The sequence below is a fragment of the Curtobacterium sp. MCLR17_031 genome (assembly GCF_003234775.2).
GTDB classification, from domain to species: domain Bacteria; phylum Actinomycetota; class Actinomycetes; order Actinomycetales; family Microbacteriaceae; genus Curtobacterium; species Curtobacterium flaccumfaciens.
The window spans coordinates 2,049,231-2,064,279 of record NZ_CP126270.1; the positions used below are offsets into that span (position 1 = coordinate 2,049,231).

Below are 15,049 nucleotides of genomic sequence, written 5' to 3' on the forward strand. Positions count from 1 at the left end.
CGCACCGGATGGCGAAACGGGCACCGTACGGACGGGAGGCGCGGCGCACGACCGGCACCGAGCCTCCAGACCGCACCGTGCGCACCTCGCAACCCCGTGCGCGCTTCCGCGCACCGTGCAGCGCCACAAACGGGCACCCAGCACGCAACGCCGCACCGGACCGCGAACGCGGCGCCGTGCGGACGGGCCTCGCCCGCCCGCACGCGCGGCAACTACGCGAGCTCGATGAGCTCCGCGTAGTCCTTGTTCCAGTGGTCCTCGGTGCCGTCCGGCAGCAGCAGCACCCGCTCGGGGTTGAGCGCCTCGACCGCGCCGGCGTCGTGGGACACCAGGACGACCGCACCCTCGAAGCCAGCGAGGGCGTTGAGGATCTCCTCGCGCGAAGCCGGGTCCAGGTTGTTCGTCGGCTCGTCGAGCAGCAGGACGTTCGCGCCGGAGACCACGATCATCGCGAGCGACAGACGCGTCTTCTCACCACCGGACAGGACGCCGGCCTTCTTGTAGCCGTCGTCGCCCGTGAACAGGAACGAGCCGAGCACCCGACGGGCCTCGGTCTCGTTGAGGTCCGTCGACGCCGACACCATGTTCTCGATCACGGTGCGGTTGATGTCGATGTTCTCGTGCTCCTGCGCGTAGTACCCGATGCGCAGACCGTGACCGGGCTGGATCTCGCCGGTGTCGGGCTGGTCGGCTCCCGCCAGGATGCGCAGCAGCGTCGTCTTGCCCGCACCGTTGAAGCCGAGGATGACCACGCGCGAACCGCGGTCGATCGCCAGGTCGACACCCGCGAAGATCTCGAGCGACCCGTACGACTTCGACAGCCCCTCGGCCATCAGCGGGGTGCGGCCGCACGGGGCCGGCGTGGGGAAGCGGATCTTCGCGACCCGGTCGGCGACACGCTCGTCCTCGAGGCCGGCGAGCAGCTTGTCGGCACGCGCGACCATCTGGTGCGCGGCCGCAGCCTTGGACGCCTTCGCGCCGAACCGGGCGGCCTGGTCCTTGAGCGTGGCGGCCTTCTTCTCGGCACCCGCGCGCTCCTTGCGGCGGCGCTCCTCGTCGGCGACGCGCTGCCGCTGGTACAGCTTCCAGCCCATGTTGTAGATGTCGATGGTCTGGCGGTTGGCGTCCAGGTAGAAGACGCGGTTCACGACCTCGTCGACGAGCTCGACGTCGTGGGAGATGATGATGACGCCACCGGGGTAGGTCTTCAGGTGCTCGCGGAGCCACACGACGGAGTCGGCGTCGAGGTGGTTGGTCGGCTCGTCGAGGATCATCGTCTCGGCGTCCGAGAACAGGATCCGGGCAAGCTCGATGCGACGGCGCTGACCACCCGAGAGCGTCTTGAGCTGCTGGTCGAGGATGCGGTCCGGCAGCTTGAGGTTCGACGCGATCGACGCCGCCTCGGCCTCGGCCGCGTAGCCACCGAGCGCGTTGAACTGGTCGTCCAGGCGGCTGTAGCGGCGCATCGCCTTCTCGGCAACGGCCGCGTCGTCGCTCGCCATGTCGAGGGTCGCGAGGCGGATGCCCTCCACGAGCTCACCGAGCCCACGGGCGTCGAGGATGCGCTTCCGCGCGGTCTCCTCCGGGTCGCCGGAGCGGGGGTCCTGCGGCAGGTAGCCGATCTCCCCGCCGCGGTCGATCGTGCCGCCGTTGGGTTGCGTCTCGCCCGCGAGGGCCTTGGTCATCGTCGTCTTCCCCGCGCCGTTGCGGCCGACGAGTCCGATCTTGTCGCCCTTCTCGACACGGAAGGACACGTCTTCCATGAGGAGACGAGCTCCGACGCGGATCTCGAGTTCGTGCACGGCAAGCACAGTGGACGTCCAATCAGTTGGTGGGTTTGCACAACGGTGTGTGCGTGAGGTGCACCGCTACGCTGACGGGACCGATGGTTCCGAACGGAACCAGCAGTCCATTCTAGGAGAATCCATGACGAACGCCACCGGGTTCGCTCCCCGCGCAGTCCTCGCCGACCGTCTGCGCACGCACGGGCTGGCCACCGACGCCGCCCTCGTCGCCGGCGGAGCCCTGTTCACCGCCGCGATGGCGCAGCTCGAGGTCCCGATGTGGCCGGTCCCGATCACCGGGCAGACGCTGGCCGTCGTGCTCGTCGGCGCGACCCTCGGCGCACGCCGCGGCATGCTCTCGCTGCTCGTCTACGCCGTCGCCGGACTCGCGGGTGCCCCGTTCTTCGCCGACATGCAGGGCGGCCTGCAGGCCCTGGCCCTGCCGAGCTTCGGGTACGTCATCGGCTTCATCCCCGCCGCCGGGCTCGTCGGCTGGCTCGCCCGTCGCAACTGGGACCGCCACGTCGGCCGCGCCGCGGTCGCGATGCTGCTCGCGAGCGCGATCCCGTTCGTGACCGGCCTGCCGTACCTGGCCGTGGCGCTCGGCCAGCTCGGCGCCCCGAACGACGTCCAGTCGGTGCTCGCTGCCGGCCTGTACCCGTTCATCGTCGGTGGCATCGCCAAGGCCCTCATCGCCGCCGGCATCCTGCCGCTCGCGTGGAAGGCCGTCGGCCGCCGCTGACACCTCGCACGGGAACGGCCCTGCACCGATCGGTGCGGGGCCGTTCTGCGTCCGGTGCGTGGGCTGCGTCCGGTGTGGGTGACTGGCCTGTCGGTGCGGTCACGACTCCCCGCCGCCCGGACGCCGAGTGGTCACATTCCGTCGCCTGGCGCGCCGTCAGCCGACAGAACGTGACCACGCGGCGAACGTGAGCGGGCGGTCACGACCGATCGGCGGCGCGCCCCGCGCGTGGGGTGCGCACAGACGGACGGGAGGCGCGGTGCCAGCTGGCACCGCGCCTCCCGTCCGAGGTGGGTCGCGACTAGATCGCGAACCCGAGGGCGCGCATCATCTCGCGCCCGTCGTCGGTGATCCGTTCCGGACCCCACGGCGGCATCCAGACCCAGTTGATCCGGAAGGCGTCCACGATGCCGTCGAGGGCGTTCGCGGTGTCACCCTCGATGACGTCGGTCAGGGGGCAGCCGGCGCTCGTGAGCGTCATGCTGATGACGAGCGCGTTGGCGTCGTCGTCCCAGGCGAGGTCGTAGATCAGGCCGAGGTCGACGATGTTCACGCCGAGCTCCGGGTCCTGGACCTCCTTCAGGCCCTCGACGACCTCGTCGAACTTGTCGGGGGCGAGTGCGGCGATCATCAGGCCTGCGCCTCGGCGGCGGCGACCTGCACGTAGCGGTCGTAGCCCTCGTTCTCGAGGCGGTCGGCGAGCTCGGGGCCGCCCTGCTCCGCGATCTTGCCGGCGACGAACACGTGCACGAAGTCCGGCTTGATGTAGCGGAGGATGCGCGTGTAGTGCGTGATGAGCAGCACACCGAGGCCGGTCGCGGCCTTGGCGCGGTTGACACCCTCGGAGACGATCTTCAGCGCGTCGACGTCGAGGCCGGAGTCGGTCTCGTCGAGGACGGCGAACTTCGGCTTGAGGAGCTCGAGCTGCATGATCTCGTGGCGCTTCTTCTCGCCACCGGAGAAGCCCTCGTTGACGTTGCGCTCGGCGAACGACGAGTCCATCTTCAGGTCGGCCATCGACTGGCGGAGTTCCTTGATCCAGCCACGGAGCGCCGGAGCCTCACCGTCGATCGCCGTCTTGGCGGTGCGGAGGAAGTTCGACACCGTGACGCCCGGGATCTCGACCGGGTACTGCATCGCCAGGAACATGCCCGCACGGGCACGCTCGTCGACGCTCATCGCGAGGACGTCCTCACCGTCGAGGGTGATGGTGCCACCGACGACGTGGTACCGGGGGTGACCGGCGATGGTGTACGCCAGGGTGGACTTGCCGGAGCCGTTCGGCCCCATGATCGCGTGGATCTCGCCCTCGTTGATGGTGAGGTCGACACCCTTCAGGATCTCCTTGGTGCCCTGATCGGTGTCGATCGAGACCTTGAGGTCACGGATTTCCAGAGTGGACATTGCGTTCCTTCGGTTGCAGCTGTGTGCGGCGTCAGCCGCGGGAAGTGTTGGGGGTGCTCAGTCGACCGGGACGACGTCCTGCACGTCGACGTAGACGTCGCCGTCGCGGACCTCGACCCGGAAGACCGGGACGGGCTCGTAGGCCGGGAAGTTCTGCGGCTTGCCGGTGGCCAGTGAGAAGCGGGACCCGTGGGCCCAGCACTCCAGCGAGTCACCCTCGACGAAGCCCTCGGCCAGCGAGATGTCGCCGTGCGTGCAGGTGTCGCCGATGGCGTGGACCGTGCCGGACGAGTCCTTCACGATCGCGACCGCCGTGCCGTCGACGACCACCCGCATCGGGCTGTCCACCGCGATGTCGGCTTCGGCGCAGACCTTCTCGGCCATCAGGCGGTGGCCTCCGCGCCGTCGGACTGCGCGGCGGCGGCCTGTGCGTCGCCCGCCTCGGCCGGTGCAGCGATGACCGAACGGCCCTCGGCCAGCTCCTGCTCGACCGCGGCGATGAGGCGTTCCTCGAGCTCGGGCGCACCGATCTTCTGGATGACCTCGACCAGGAAGCCGAGCACGACGAGGCGCCGGGCTTCTTCTTCCGGGACTCCGCGGGACTGCAGGTAGAACAGCTGCTCGTCGTCGAAGCGACCGGTCGCACTCGCGTGGCCGGCGCCCTCGATGTTGCCCGTCTCGATCTCGAGGTTCGGGATGCTGTCGGCACGGGTGCCGTCCGTCAGCACGAGGTTGCGGTTCTGCTCGTACGAGTCGGTGCCGTCACCGGCGCGGCCGATCAGGACGTCGCCGATCCAGACGGTGTGCGCGCCCTGGCCCTGCAGCGCGCCCTTGTAGTTGACCCGACCGCGCGTGTTCGGCGCGTCGTGGTTCACGTAGACCTGCTGCTCGATGTACTGGCCGGCGTCGGCGAAGTACACGCCGTACATCTCCGTGTCGGCGCCCTGCGCACCGAGGTGCGTGGAGGGGTTGACGCGGATGACGTCGCCGCCGAGCGAAACCACGACGTGCTTGAGGAAGGCATCGCGGCCGACCTCGGCGAAGTGGGTCGAGACGTGCACGGCGTCGTCGTCCCAGTCCTGCAGGCTGACGACGGTCAGTCGTGCGTTCTGCTGCGCGACGATCTCGATGTTCTCGCTCAGCAAGGCGCTGCCGCGGTTGTCGAGCACGACGATGCCCTGGGCGTTCGGCTCGGCCGTGATGACCGTGTGCGCAGCGCGGGGCTGCGACCCGAAGTCGGAGCGGGTCACGGTGATGAACTCGTGTGCCTCGGTGGCCTTGATCGTGATCGCCAGGACCGCGTCACGGGCAGTCCAGGCTGCGGCCGACGCGCGGTCCTCGGGCAGGCCGGCGGAGCCGACGCGGGGGTCGTCGCTGCGACCCCACTCGACGTCGGCACCCTCGGACTGACGGGCGAGGTACGGATAGGCGGATCCGTCGAGCGCGCCGTCCAGCAGCGGCTGGAGCTTGGCGAGCGGCGCGAACTTCCAGTTGACCTCTCGGCCGGTGACCTTCGGGAACGCCTCGACGTCGCCGGACTGGAACCGCTCGGAGCGGGTCTGGACCGGCACCTTCTTGTCGGGGGCGTCCCAGCCGCCGTCGGAGTGTGCTCCGGCGCCGTGCTGGGTGCCGCCCTGCGCTGCGGCAGCGGGCTCGATCGGCTGGTCGATGTGGGGAGGGGTGGTGCTGGACATCTAGCCGACGGATCCTTCCATGCTCATCTCGATGAGCTTGTTGAGTTCGAGTGCGTACTCCATCGGGAGCTCGCGGGCGATCGGCTCGATGAAGCCACGGACGATCATCGCCATCGCCTCGTCCTCGGCCATGCCGCGGGACATGAGGTAGAAGAGCTGCTCCTCGCTGACACGCGAGACCGTGGCCTCGTGTCCCAGCTGTACGTCGTCGACACGGATGTCGATCGCCGGGTAGGTGTCGCTCCGGCTGATCGTGTCGACCAGCAGGGCGTCGCAGCGCACGGTGTTGGCGGCGTGGTGCGCGGCCGGGTCGACCCGGACCTCACCGCGGTAGCCCGCACGACCGCCACCACGGGCGATCGACTTCGAGACGATCGAGGACGTCGTGTACGGCGCCATGTGGATCATCTTCGCGCCGGCGTCCTGGTGCTGACCGGGGCCCGCGAAGGCGACGGAGAGCGTCTCGCCCTTGGCGTGCTCGCCGGCGAGGTAGATCGACGGGTACTTCATCGTGACCTTGGACCCGATGTTGCCGTCGATCCACTCCATCGTCGCCCCCTCGTGTGCGATCGCACGCTTGGTGACGAGGTTGTAGACGTTGTTCGACCAGTTCTGGATCGTCGTGTACCGAACGCGGGCGTTCTTCTTCACGATGATCTCGACGACGGCCGAGTGCAGCGAGTCGGACTTGTAGATCGGGGCGGTGCAGCCCTCGATGTAGTGGACGTACGAGTCCTCGTCCGCGATGATCAGCGTCCGCTCGAACTGGCCCATGTTCTCGGTGTTGATCCGGAAGTAGGCCTGCAGCGGGATCTCGACGTGGACACCCTTGGGGACGTAGACGAACGAGCCACCGGACCAGACGGCCGTGTTCAGCGCGGCGAACTTGTTGTCGCCGGCCGGGATCACGGTGCCGAAGTACTCCTCGAACAGCTCCGGGTGCTCACGGAGCGCCGTGTCGGTGTCCATGAAGATGACGCCCTGCTGCTCCAGGTCCTCGCGGATCTGGTGGTAGACGACCTCGGACTCGTACTGCGCAGCGACACCGGCGACGAGGCGCTGGCGCTCGGCCTCGGGGATGCCGAGCTTCTCGTAGGTCGCACGGATGTCCTCGGGGAGGTCCTCCCACGACTGCGCCTGCTTCTCCGTGGAGCGCACGAAGTACTTGATGTTGTCGAAGTCGATGCCCGTCAGGTCGGCACCCCACGTCGGCATCGGCTTGCGGCCGAAGAGCGACAGCCCCTTGAGGCGGTTCTTCAGCATCCACTCGGGCTCGTCCTTGAGGTTCGAGATGTCGGTGACGACCTCTTCCGAGATCCCACGACGGGCGGAGGACCCTGCCGAGTCGGAGTCGGACCAGCCGAACTCGTATTGGCCGAGCCCTTCGAGCTCGGGACGGTCGATGAGCACGTCGGACATGGTCTCCTCGTTTCCTTCTCGCGGGACAGCGTTACAGGTGTGAACCCGTGGCGTCTGGACGCCATTCCACCGCAGACCGCTGACATGCGGACCGGGTGCTGCTCCCTCGCAACGACAATGGTTCCACGCAGTCCGTGGGTTGATCGGCGATCTCGGCCCATTCGGAGCCGGCGCCTGCCTAGACTTGACTGCTGCTGAACCCTCGAATCCTACAGGTTCACTGCACGGAACAACAGGAAGGCACCACCCTCGTGACACGCGTCGGATCCCCCGTCGAGCAGGATCTCCGGACCGGACGGTGGTGGTCGCTCCCCCGCGTGGTCGACCGTCGCGTGGTCGCACTGGCCTGGGCGTCCTTCGTGGTCGAGGTCGTGCTGATCGGCACCGGAGGCCTCGTGCGCCTCACCGCCTCGGGCCTCGGATGCCCCACCTGGCCCAAGTGCACGGCGGATTCGCTCGTCTCCACGCCGGAGATGGGCATCCACGGCATCATCGAGTTCGGCAACCGTCTGCTCACCTTCGTGCTCGTGATCGTGGCCGTCGCGATGTTCCTGGCGGTCGTCCGGATGCTCCGCACGCGCCCCGAACTCTTCTGGCTCGCGTTCGCTCAGGGCGTCGCGATCCCGGTGCAGGCCGTCATCGGCGGCATGAGCGTGTGGACGAACCTGAACCCATTCGTGGTCGGGCTGCACTTCGTCGTCTCCGCCGCGCTCACCTCGGTGACCGCTGCGCTGGTCTACCGCACGACGCACGGCCCGCGGACCGCCCAGCGGCTCGTTCCCGGCTGGTACACGGGTGTCGTCCGCGGCACCGTCGCCGCCGTCGTCGTGACCGTCCTCGTCGGCATCCTGACCACCGGCAGCGGCCCGCACGCCGGAGCCGACGCCGCGGTCGACGGTGGGCGTCTGCACCGCACCGGGTTCGACCCCGCGGTCATGGAGCACGTGCACGCCTGGCCCGCGTACGCCCTCTTCGCCCTGACCCTGGTGCTCGTCATCGGAGCCGTCCGCCTGGGCCGACCGAGCAAGTGGCCGCTGCTGCTGCTCGTCGTCGAGTTCCTGCAGATCGCGGTCGGCCTCACGCAGGCGCGCACGGGTCTGCCCGTCGGGCTCGTCGGCACGCACATGGTGCTCGCCGGGCTGCTCGTCGGTGCGGTGACCGCCGTGGTGCTGTCGACGCGGGCCTCGGCCGGCCGAGACGCCGTCCGGGAACCCATCGACGCCTGACGCCCGGGCGCGTCGCGCGCTCGACACCCGTTCTCCGGCACCCCACGAGTCGTTCGACTCGTGGGGTGTCGCGTTCGTGGTGGACGGCTGGGCCACGCTGCTGACGCGGAACGACACCGCCGACGTCGCACGACATCGACCTCGTCGCTCGACATCCGCACCACGCGCGGTCCGCAGCGGCTCGCGTCCGCCCCGCGGCCGACGGCGGCAACGCCGGACGGGAGGCCCGTGGCGGGCCCGCACCGTGCCTCCAGGCCGCCTCGCGCCCGACGCAGGACGCCGGTGTCCTGCCGAGACGCCGCCGAACGCGCGAGACGCCGCCGGGTTCGGCGGCGTCTCGGCGGGGTGGCGGCGTCGTGCCGACACGACACCGTCAACTGGACACGACGGCGTCACTTGGACACGACGGCGTTACCTGGACACGACGGCGTCCTGCGGACCGAACGCGCGGGCGCCCGCTCGACCGCCTAGAAGGTGAAGACCTGCGGCAGCAGCGGGTCGATGCCCACGGCGATGAAGAGCAGCGTCAGGTACGTGATCGAGCTGTGGAAGACCCGCATCGGCTGCACGTGCTCGACGTGCTGGATGGCACGCGAGTACAGGCGGTGCGACTCGACGACGAACCAGATGCCGCCGGCCAGCGCGACGACCGTGTAGAGCGGCCCCATGTGCCCGACCGGGACGAGCAGGAGCGAGCAGACGAGCGTCGCCCACGCGTAGAGCACGACCTGCAGGCCGACGACGGTGCGGCCACGGACCACGGCGAGCATCGGCACGTCGGCCGCGTCGTAGTCGTCGCGGTACTTCATCGACAGCGGCCAGTAGTGCGGCGGCGTCCACAGGAAGATCACCATGAACAGGATGACCGGGGTCCACGTCAGCGATCCGGTGACGCCCGCCCAGCCGATGAGCACGGGCATGCAGCCGGCCGAGCCGCCCCACACGATGTTCTGCGGGGTGCGTCGCTTGAGCCACAGCGTGTAGACGAACACGTAGATGAGGATCGCGATGACGCTCAGCGCGGCGGCGAGCCAGTTCACCAGGAACCCGAGCACCGCGGTCGACAGGATGCCGAGCACCCACGAGAACACCAGGGCCTCGCGGTCGGACAGTTCACCGGTGACGAGCGGTCGGGTGCTGGTCCGCTTCATCAGCCGGTCGATGTCGCGGTCGATGTAGCAGTTGAAGGCCGACGCCGAACCGGCCGACATCGCTCCGCCGAGCATCGTCCAGAAGACGAGCCACAGGTCGGGGACGCCGCGTTCGGCGAGGAACATCGTCGGCGCCGTGGTGACGAGCAGCAGCTCCATCACGCGCGGCTTCGTCAACGAGACGTACGCACGGACCTTGCGGGACAGCGGCGATCGGGGTCGATCGGTGTCGGGCCGGGTCACGGTGGCAGTCGGCAAGAGAACCTCAGTCTGTTCGCATCAGCTCGCACACTCGGTGGACGACTGCGACGGCGTCCGGGCATGCGCTGACCCGGAATGTCCACGGGTCCCGATCAGTTTACGGGATGGAAGCGCCGCGACGGTGCCCCGCTCCGACATCCCGGCGTGATCCGGACGCGCTCGACACGCCCGGATCGACCGTCGACGGCCACCCCGGTGTGAACATCGGGGGTCACCTGAACCCCTTCTGAGTACCGGGTCACTATGCTGGACACGCCCTCCCGCAGTGCGCGCCCCGATGACGTCGGCCGCGATGAGCCGGTCGGCCGCCGCTAGACGGCGACACGACTCGGCCCCGGGATGGCCACATGTCCGTGCGATGGCACGAGCCCTCGCACATGTCGCATCAAGAAGGGTCAACATCCAAGTGGCTGAATTCACCTGGGACGCCATCGACCGGAAGGCCGTCGACACGGCCCGCGTTCTCGCCGCCGACTCGGTCGAGGCCGCCGGCAACGGTCACCCCGGCACCGCGATGAGCCTCGCTCCGCTCGCCCACCTGCTCTTCCAGAAGGTGATGCGTCGCGACCCGAGCGACTCCACCTGGATCGGCCGCGACCGCTTCATCCTCTCCGCCGGTCACGCCTCGATCCTCCAGTACGTGCAGTTCTACCTGCACGGCTACGGGCTCGAGATCGACGACCTGCAGCACCTGCGCAAGTGGGGCTCGAAGACCCCGGGTCACCCGGAGTACGGCCACACCGACGGTGTCGAGATCACCACGGGCCCGCTCGGCCAGGGCCTCGCGTCCTCGGTCGGCTTCGCCTACGCCCAGCGCTTCGAGCGCGGCCTGTTCGACCCGGAGACCCCGGCCGGCCAGTCGCCGTTCGACCACTACACCTACGTGATCGCCGGCGACGGTGACATGCAGGAAGGCGTGACGAACGAGTCCGGCTCGCTCGCCGGCCGTCAGCAGCTCGGCAACCTCATCGCGTTCTACGACTCGAACCAGATCTCGATCGAGGACAACACCGACATCGCGTTCTCCGAGAGCGTCGCCGACCGCTACGAGGCGCTCGGCTGGCACGTCCAGATCGTCGACTGGAAGAAGACCGGCGAGTACTCCGAGGACGTCGAGGAGCTGCACGCCGCGATCGAGGCCGCCAAGCAGGTCACCGACAAGCCGTCGCTGATCGTCCTCAAGACGATCATCGGCTGGCCGTCGCCGACCAAGCAGAACTCGGGCAAGATCCACGGTTCGGCGCTCGGCGCCGACGAGATCAAGGGTCTCAAGGAGATCCTCGGCTTCGACACCGACAAGACCTTCGAGGTCACCCCCGAGGTCCTCGAGTACACCCGCGGCGCCGTCGCCAAGGGCCAGGCCGAGCACGCCGAGTGGCAGAAGTCCTTCGACGCGTGGGCCGCGGCCAACGCCGACAAGAAGGCGCTGTTCGACCGTGTCCAGTCGAAGGAGCTCCCGGAGGGCCTCGAAGCAGCGCTCCCGGTCTTCCCGACGGACAAGGCCGTCTCGACCCGTGCCGCTTCCGGCAAGGTCATCAACGCCATCGCGCCGCTGATGCCCGAGTTCTGGGGCGGTTCGGCCGACCTCGCCGAGTCGAACCTCACCACGATCGAGGGCGCCAAGTCCTTCGGTCCGGCCGAGGCCTCGACGTCGACGTGGAGCACCGACCCGTACGGCCGCGTGCTGCACTTCGGCATCCGCGAGCACGCCATGGGCTCGATCCTCAACGGCATCGTCCTGCACGGGAACACCCGCCCCTTCGGTGGCACGTTCCTCATCTTCAGCGACTACATGCGTCCGGCGGTCCGTCTCGCCGCGCTCATGCAGGCGCCGGCGATCTACGTCTGGACCCACGACTCCATCGCCCTCGGCGAGGACGGCCCGACGCACCAGCCGATCGAGCAGGTCTCGTCGCTCCGTGCGATCCCCGGTCTCGACGTCGTCCGCCCGGCCGACGCCAACGAGGTCGCGTACGCGTGGCTCGAGATGCTCAAGCACACCGACCGCCCGGCCGGCATCGCGCTGAGCCGTCAGAACCTCCCCGTGTTCGAGCGTGGCGAGGGTGACGCGACCGGTGAGGTCTTCGCTTCGGCGAAGAACGTCGCCAAGGGTGCGTACATCCTGGCCGAGGCGCCCAACGGCACCCCGGACGTCATCCTCATCGCGACCGGTTCCGAGGTCCAGATCGCGGTCGATGCTCGCGAGCAGCTCAAGGCCGAGGGCATCAACGCCCGCGTCGTGAGCGCGCCGTCGATCGAGTGGTTCCGCGCCCAGTCCGAGAACTACCAGGACCAGGTGCTCCCGAAGGACGTCACCGCTCGCGTGTCGGTCGAGGCCGGCATCGCCATGAGCTGGCGCGACATCGTCGGCGACAAGGGCCGCAGCGTCTCGATCGAGCACTTCGGTGCCTCGGCCGACTACCAGACGCTCTTCAAGGAGTTCGGCTTCACGACGGAGCACGTCGTGGCCGCCGCGAAGGAATCGATCGCAGCTTCCTGACCTGCAAGGGCCGGGTCCGGTTTCCGGATCCGGCCCTTCTTCCGGGAGGCCCGGCTCGGTTCCGCCACGCGCCTCCCGTCCCCGAAACCCCGACTCACGGTCCTCACGGACCCGTCGATGAAAGAAGAAGAGAAACACATGGCTGAGAACACCCCCACCGCCGCCCTCTCCGCGGTCGGCGTGAGCATCTGGCTCGACGACCTCTCCCGCGAGCTCCTCGAGACCGGCAAGCTCACCGAGCTCATCGAGCAGAAGAACGTCGTCGGCGTGACGACGAACCCGACGATCTTCGCGTCGGCCCTCGCCAAGGGCGAGCGCTACGACTCGCAGGTCAAGGAGCTCGCCGCTGCGGGCACCGACGTCACCGACGCGATCTTCGAGATCACCACGCAGGACGTCGCGAACGCTTCCGACGTGTTCAAGCCGATCTACGACGAGACCAAGGGCTTCGACGGCCGTGTCTCGATCGAGGTCGAGCCGGGCCTCGCGCACGACACCGCCAAGACCATCGAGCAGGCCAAGTTCCTGTTCGAGAAGGTCGGCAAGGAGAACGTCCTCATCAAGATCCCGGCGACGCTCGAGGGTCTCGAGGCGATCACCGAGGTCATCGGCGCCGGCATCTCCGTCAACGTCACCCTGATCTTCTCGCTCGAGCGCTACCGCGCCGTCATCGACGCCTACCTCGGTGGGCTCGAGAAGGCCAAGGCCGCCGGCCACGACCTCTCCAAGATCCACTCGGTCGCGTCCTTCTTCGTGTCGCGCGTCGACTCCGAGATCGACAAGCGCCTGGACGCCGTCGGCACCGACGAGGCCAAGGCCCTCAAGTCGAAGGCCGGCATCGCCAACGCGCAGCTCGCCTACCAGGTCTGGACCGAAGCGTTCGCCTCCGAGCGTGCCCTCGGCCTGCTCGAGTCCGGCGCCAACACGCAGCGTCCGCTCTGGGCCTCGACCGGTGTCAAGGACCCGTCGCTCCCCGACACGCTCTACGTGACCGAGCTCGCCGCCCCCAACACCGTCAACACGATGCCGGGCAAGACGCTCGACGCCACGTTCGACCACGGTGAGATCCACGGCGACGCCATCGCCGGCACGTTCGACCAGGCGCAGCAGGTCCTCGACCAGCTCGCCGCACAGGGCGTCGACTACGACGAGGTCGTCGCACTGCTCGAGAAGGAGGGCGTGGACAAGTTCATCGTCTCCTGGGGCGAGCTCGTCGACACCGTCAAGGCAGCGCTCGAGGGCGCCAAGTAGTGACGGTTTCCATCGCAGCCAGCGGCGACGCCGCGCGGGCCATCGAACAGGTGGTCCCGCGGCTCGTCGCTGACCTGGTGGCCTCGGGCATCACCGCCCAGGACGCCGATCTGTGGGGAACCACCGCCGAGGCCGAGGCGTCGAAGCGCCTCGGCTGGGTGGAGGCCGTCTCGGTCTCCCGCCCGCTCGTCGCCGAGGTGACCGCGCTGCGCGAGTCGCTCCGTGCCGAAGGGGTCGACCACGTCGTCCTCGCCGGCATGGGCGGCTCGTCCCTCGCACCCGAGGTCATCACGCGCACCGCCGGCGTGCCCCTCACGGTCCTCGACTCGACCGACCCCGCACAGGTCCGCGCGGCCGTGACGACCGACCTCGAGCGCACCGTGCTCGTGGTCTCGTCGAAGTCCGGCTCGACGCTCGAGACCGATTCGCAGCGCCGTGTCTACGAGCAGGCCTTCCGCGACGCCGGCATCGACCCGGCCCGCCGCATCGTCGTCGTCACCGATCCGGGCTCCGCGCTCGAGGCCGCTGCGATCGACGCCGGCTACCGCGTCTTCACCGCCGACCCCACGGTCGGCGGCCGCTACTCCGCGCTCACCGCCTTCGGCCTCGTGCCGTCCGGGCTCGCGGGAGCGGACATCGCCGAGCTCCTCGACGAGGCCGACGCGATCTCCGCGCTGCTCTCGGTCGACCTGGACGAGAACCCCGGGCTCGTGCTCGGTGCGGTCCTCGCGGGCACCGAGCCGCTGCGCGACAAGATCGCCATCGTGCCCGACGGCACGCACATCGTCGGTTTCGGCGACTGGGTCGAACAGCTGATCGCGGAGTCGACCGGCAAGGACGGCCGCGGTCTGCTGCCCGTCGTGCTGCACGCGGACTCCCCCGAGGTCACCGCCGGCCTGCCGGACGTCCAGGTCATCCGCCTGGTCGGTTCGCGCGAGGACGAGCGTCACGTGGCCGAGGGCGAGGTCGAGATCACCGGCACGCTCGGTGGCCAGATCCTCGTCTGGGAGTACGCCGTCGCGGTCGCCGGCCGCCTGCTCGGCATCAACCCGTTCGACCAGCCCGACGTCGAGGCCGCCAAGGTCGCGACCCGCGCGCTCCTCGACGACCGCCCCGTGGCGGCGCAGCCCGCCTTCTCCGAGGACGGCATCGCCGTCCACGCGACGCCCGGACTCGCGGTCGGTGCGACGCTCTCGGAAGCCGTGTCGGGCCTCCTGTCCGCACTCGACCCGACCGGCTACGTGTCGGTGCAGGCGTACGTCGACCGCACCACGAACAGCGGCCTCGAGTCGCTGCGCGACGCGATCGCGGCGCGCACGGAGCGCCCCGTCACCTTCGGGTACGGCCCCCGGTTCCTGCACTCGACCGGCCAGTACCACAAGGGCGGCCCCGCCACGGGAGTGTTCCTGCAGATCGTGGCCGACGCAGCGGACGACCTGGCGATCCCGGGTCGGCCGTTCTCGTTCGGGCAGCTCCTCCAGGCCCAGGCAGCCGGCGACGCGAGTGTCCTCGCCGAGCACGGCCGGCCGGTCCTCACCCTCACGACGTCGGACGTCCACGCCGCCACCGCGGCGATCGCGTCCGCCGTCTCCCACTGACTCGTAAGGAGTTCACCGA

General features: G+C 69.2%; 12 protein-coding genes. 5 read left to right on the forward strand and 7 right to left on the reverse strand.

Going from position 1 to position 15,049, the window contains the following annotated elements:
* Positions 1–212: 212 nt before the first annotated feature.
* Positions 213–1,811: an ABC-F family ATP-binding cassette domain-containing protein gene (locus DEI96_RS09810; RefSeq protein WP_071403762.1), complete on the reverse strand. Its 1,599-nt coding sequence runs from the start codon at positions 1,809–1,811 to the stop codon at positions 213–215.
* Between the two features lie 115 nt (positions 1,812–1,926).
* Between DEI96_RS09810 and DEI96_RS09815 the strand changes: the two genes are divergently transcribed.
* Positions 1,927–2,526, forward strand: coding sequence for a biotin transporter BioY (locus DEI96_RS09815; RefSeq protein ID WP_111023032.1), 600 nt, complete (start codon positions 1,927–1,929; stop codon positions 2,524–2,526).
* 301 nt (positions 2,527–2,827) lie between these two features.
* Here the strand turns inward: DEI96_RS09815 and DEI96_RS09820 are convergent, their stop codons facing one another.
* From DEI96_RS09820 to sufB, 5 genes are read right to left on the reverse strand one after another with little or no spacing between them, the layout of a single operon-like run.
* Entirely contained in the window at positions 2,828–3,157 is a 330-nt protein-coding gene (locus DEI96_RS09820; RefSeq protein WP_017887270.1) for a metal-sulfur cluster assembly factor, read from the reverse strand.
* Positions 3,157–3,930 (reverse strand): Fe-S cluster assembly ATPase SufC, encoded by a 774-nt coding sequence (gene sufC / locus DEI96_RS09825; RefSeq protein ID WP_111023033.1) that lies wholly within the window; start codon positions 3,928–3,930, stop codon positions 3,157–3,159. Before sufC ends, DEI96_RS09820 begins: the two co-directional genes overlap by 1 nt.
* 57 nt (positions 3,931–3,987) lie before the next feature.
* Positions 3,988–4,314, reverse strand: a complete 327-nt coding sequence (locus DEI96_RS09830) for a non-heme iron oxygenase ferredoxin subunit (protein ID WP_084740352.1) — start codon at positions 4,312–4,314, stop codon at positions 3,988–3,990.
* Positions 4,314–5,624, reverse strand: coding sequence for a Fe-S cluster assembly protein SufD (gene sufD, locus DEI96_RS09835; protein ID WP_181440511.1), 1,311 nt, complete (start codon positions 5,622–5,624; stop codon positions 4,314–4,316). Before sufD ends, DEI96_RS09830 begins: the two co-directional genes overlap by 1 nt.
* Positions 5,625–7,043, reverse strand: coding sequence for a Fe-S cluster assembly protein SufB (gene sufB / locus DEI96_RS09840; RefSeq protein WP_071403757.1), 1,419 nt, complete (start codon positions 7,041–7,043; stop codon positions 5,625–5,627).
* A gap of 251 nt (positions 7,044–7,294) precedes the next feature.
* Here sufB and DEI96_RS09845 point away from each other — a divergent pair, with 251 nt between their 5' ends.
* Positions 7,295–8,269: a COX15/CtaA family protein gene (locus DEI96_RS09845; RefSeq protein ID WP_051596734.1), complete on the forward strand. Its 975-nt coding sequence runs from the start codon at positions 7,295–7,297 to the stop codon at positions 8,267–8,269.
* 467 nt (positions 8,270–8,736) lie between these two features.
* Here the strand turns inward: DEI96_RS09845 and DEI96_RS09850 are convergent, their stop codons facing one another.
* Entirely contained in the window at positions 8,737–9,663 is a 927-nt protein-coding gene (locus DEI96_RS09850; RefSeq protein ID WP_111023034.1) for a heme o synthase, read from the reverse strand.
* A gap of 424 nt (positions 9,664–10,087) precedes the next feature.
* Between DEI96_RS09850 and tkt the strand changes: the two genes are divergently transcribed.
* From tkt to DEI96_RS09865, 3 genes are all read left to right on the forward strand, one after another.
* Complete coding sequence (gene tkt, locus DEI96_RS09855; RefSeq protein WP_111023035.1) at positions 10,088–12,181, forward strand: transketolase; 2,094 nt, start codon at positions 10,088–10,090, stop codon at positions 12,179–12,181.
* 138 nt (positions 12,182–12,319) lie between these two features.
* Positions 12,320–13,432, forward strand: coding sequence for a transaldolase (tal, locus tag DEI96_RS09860; protein WP_027465681.1), 1,113 nt, complete (start codon positions 12,320–12,322; stop codon positions 13,430–13,432).
* Entirely contained in the window at positions 13,432–15,030 is a 1,599-nt protein-coding gene (locus DEI96_RS09865; protein ID WP_111023036.1) for a phosphoglucose isomerase-related protein, read from the forward strand. Before tal ends, DEI96_RS09865 begins: the two co-directional genes overlap by 1 nt.
* The last annotated feature ends 19 nt before the right edge of the window (positions 15,031–15,049 follow it).

Excerpts from the sequence above, each read along its gene's own strand:
- DEI96_RS09815 (WP_111023032.1), top strand. The coding sequence starts at position 1,927 with ATGACGAACGCCACCGGGTTCGCTCCCCGCGCAGTCCTCGCCGACCGT.
- DEI96_RS09820 (WP_017887270.1), bottom strand. The coding sequence starts at position 3,157 with ATGATCGCCGCACTCGCCCCCGACAAGTTCGACGAGGTCGTCGAGGGC.
- sufC (WP_111023033.1), bottom strand. The coding sequence starts at position 3,930 with ATGTCCACTCTGGAAATCCGTGACCTCAAGGTCTCGATCGACACCGAT.
- DEI96_RS09830 (WP_084740352.1), bottom strand. The coding sequence starts at position 4,314 with ATGGCCGAGAAGGTCTGCGCCGAAGCCGACATCGCGGTGGACAGCCCG.
- sufD (WP_181440511.1), bottom strand. The coding sequence starts at position 5,624 with ATGTCCAGCACCACCCCTCCCCACATCGACCAGCCGATCGAGCCCGCT.
- sufB (WP_071403757.1), bottom strand. The coding sequence starts at position 7,043 with ATGTCCGACGTGCTCATCGACCGTCCCGAGCTCGAAGGGCTCGGCCAA.
- tal (WP_027465681.1), top strand. The coding sequence starts at position 12,320 with ATGGCTGAGAACACCCCCACCGCCGCCCTCTCCGCGGTCGGCGTGAGC.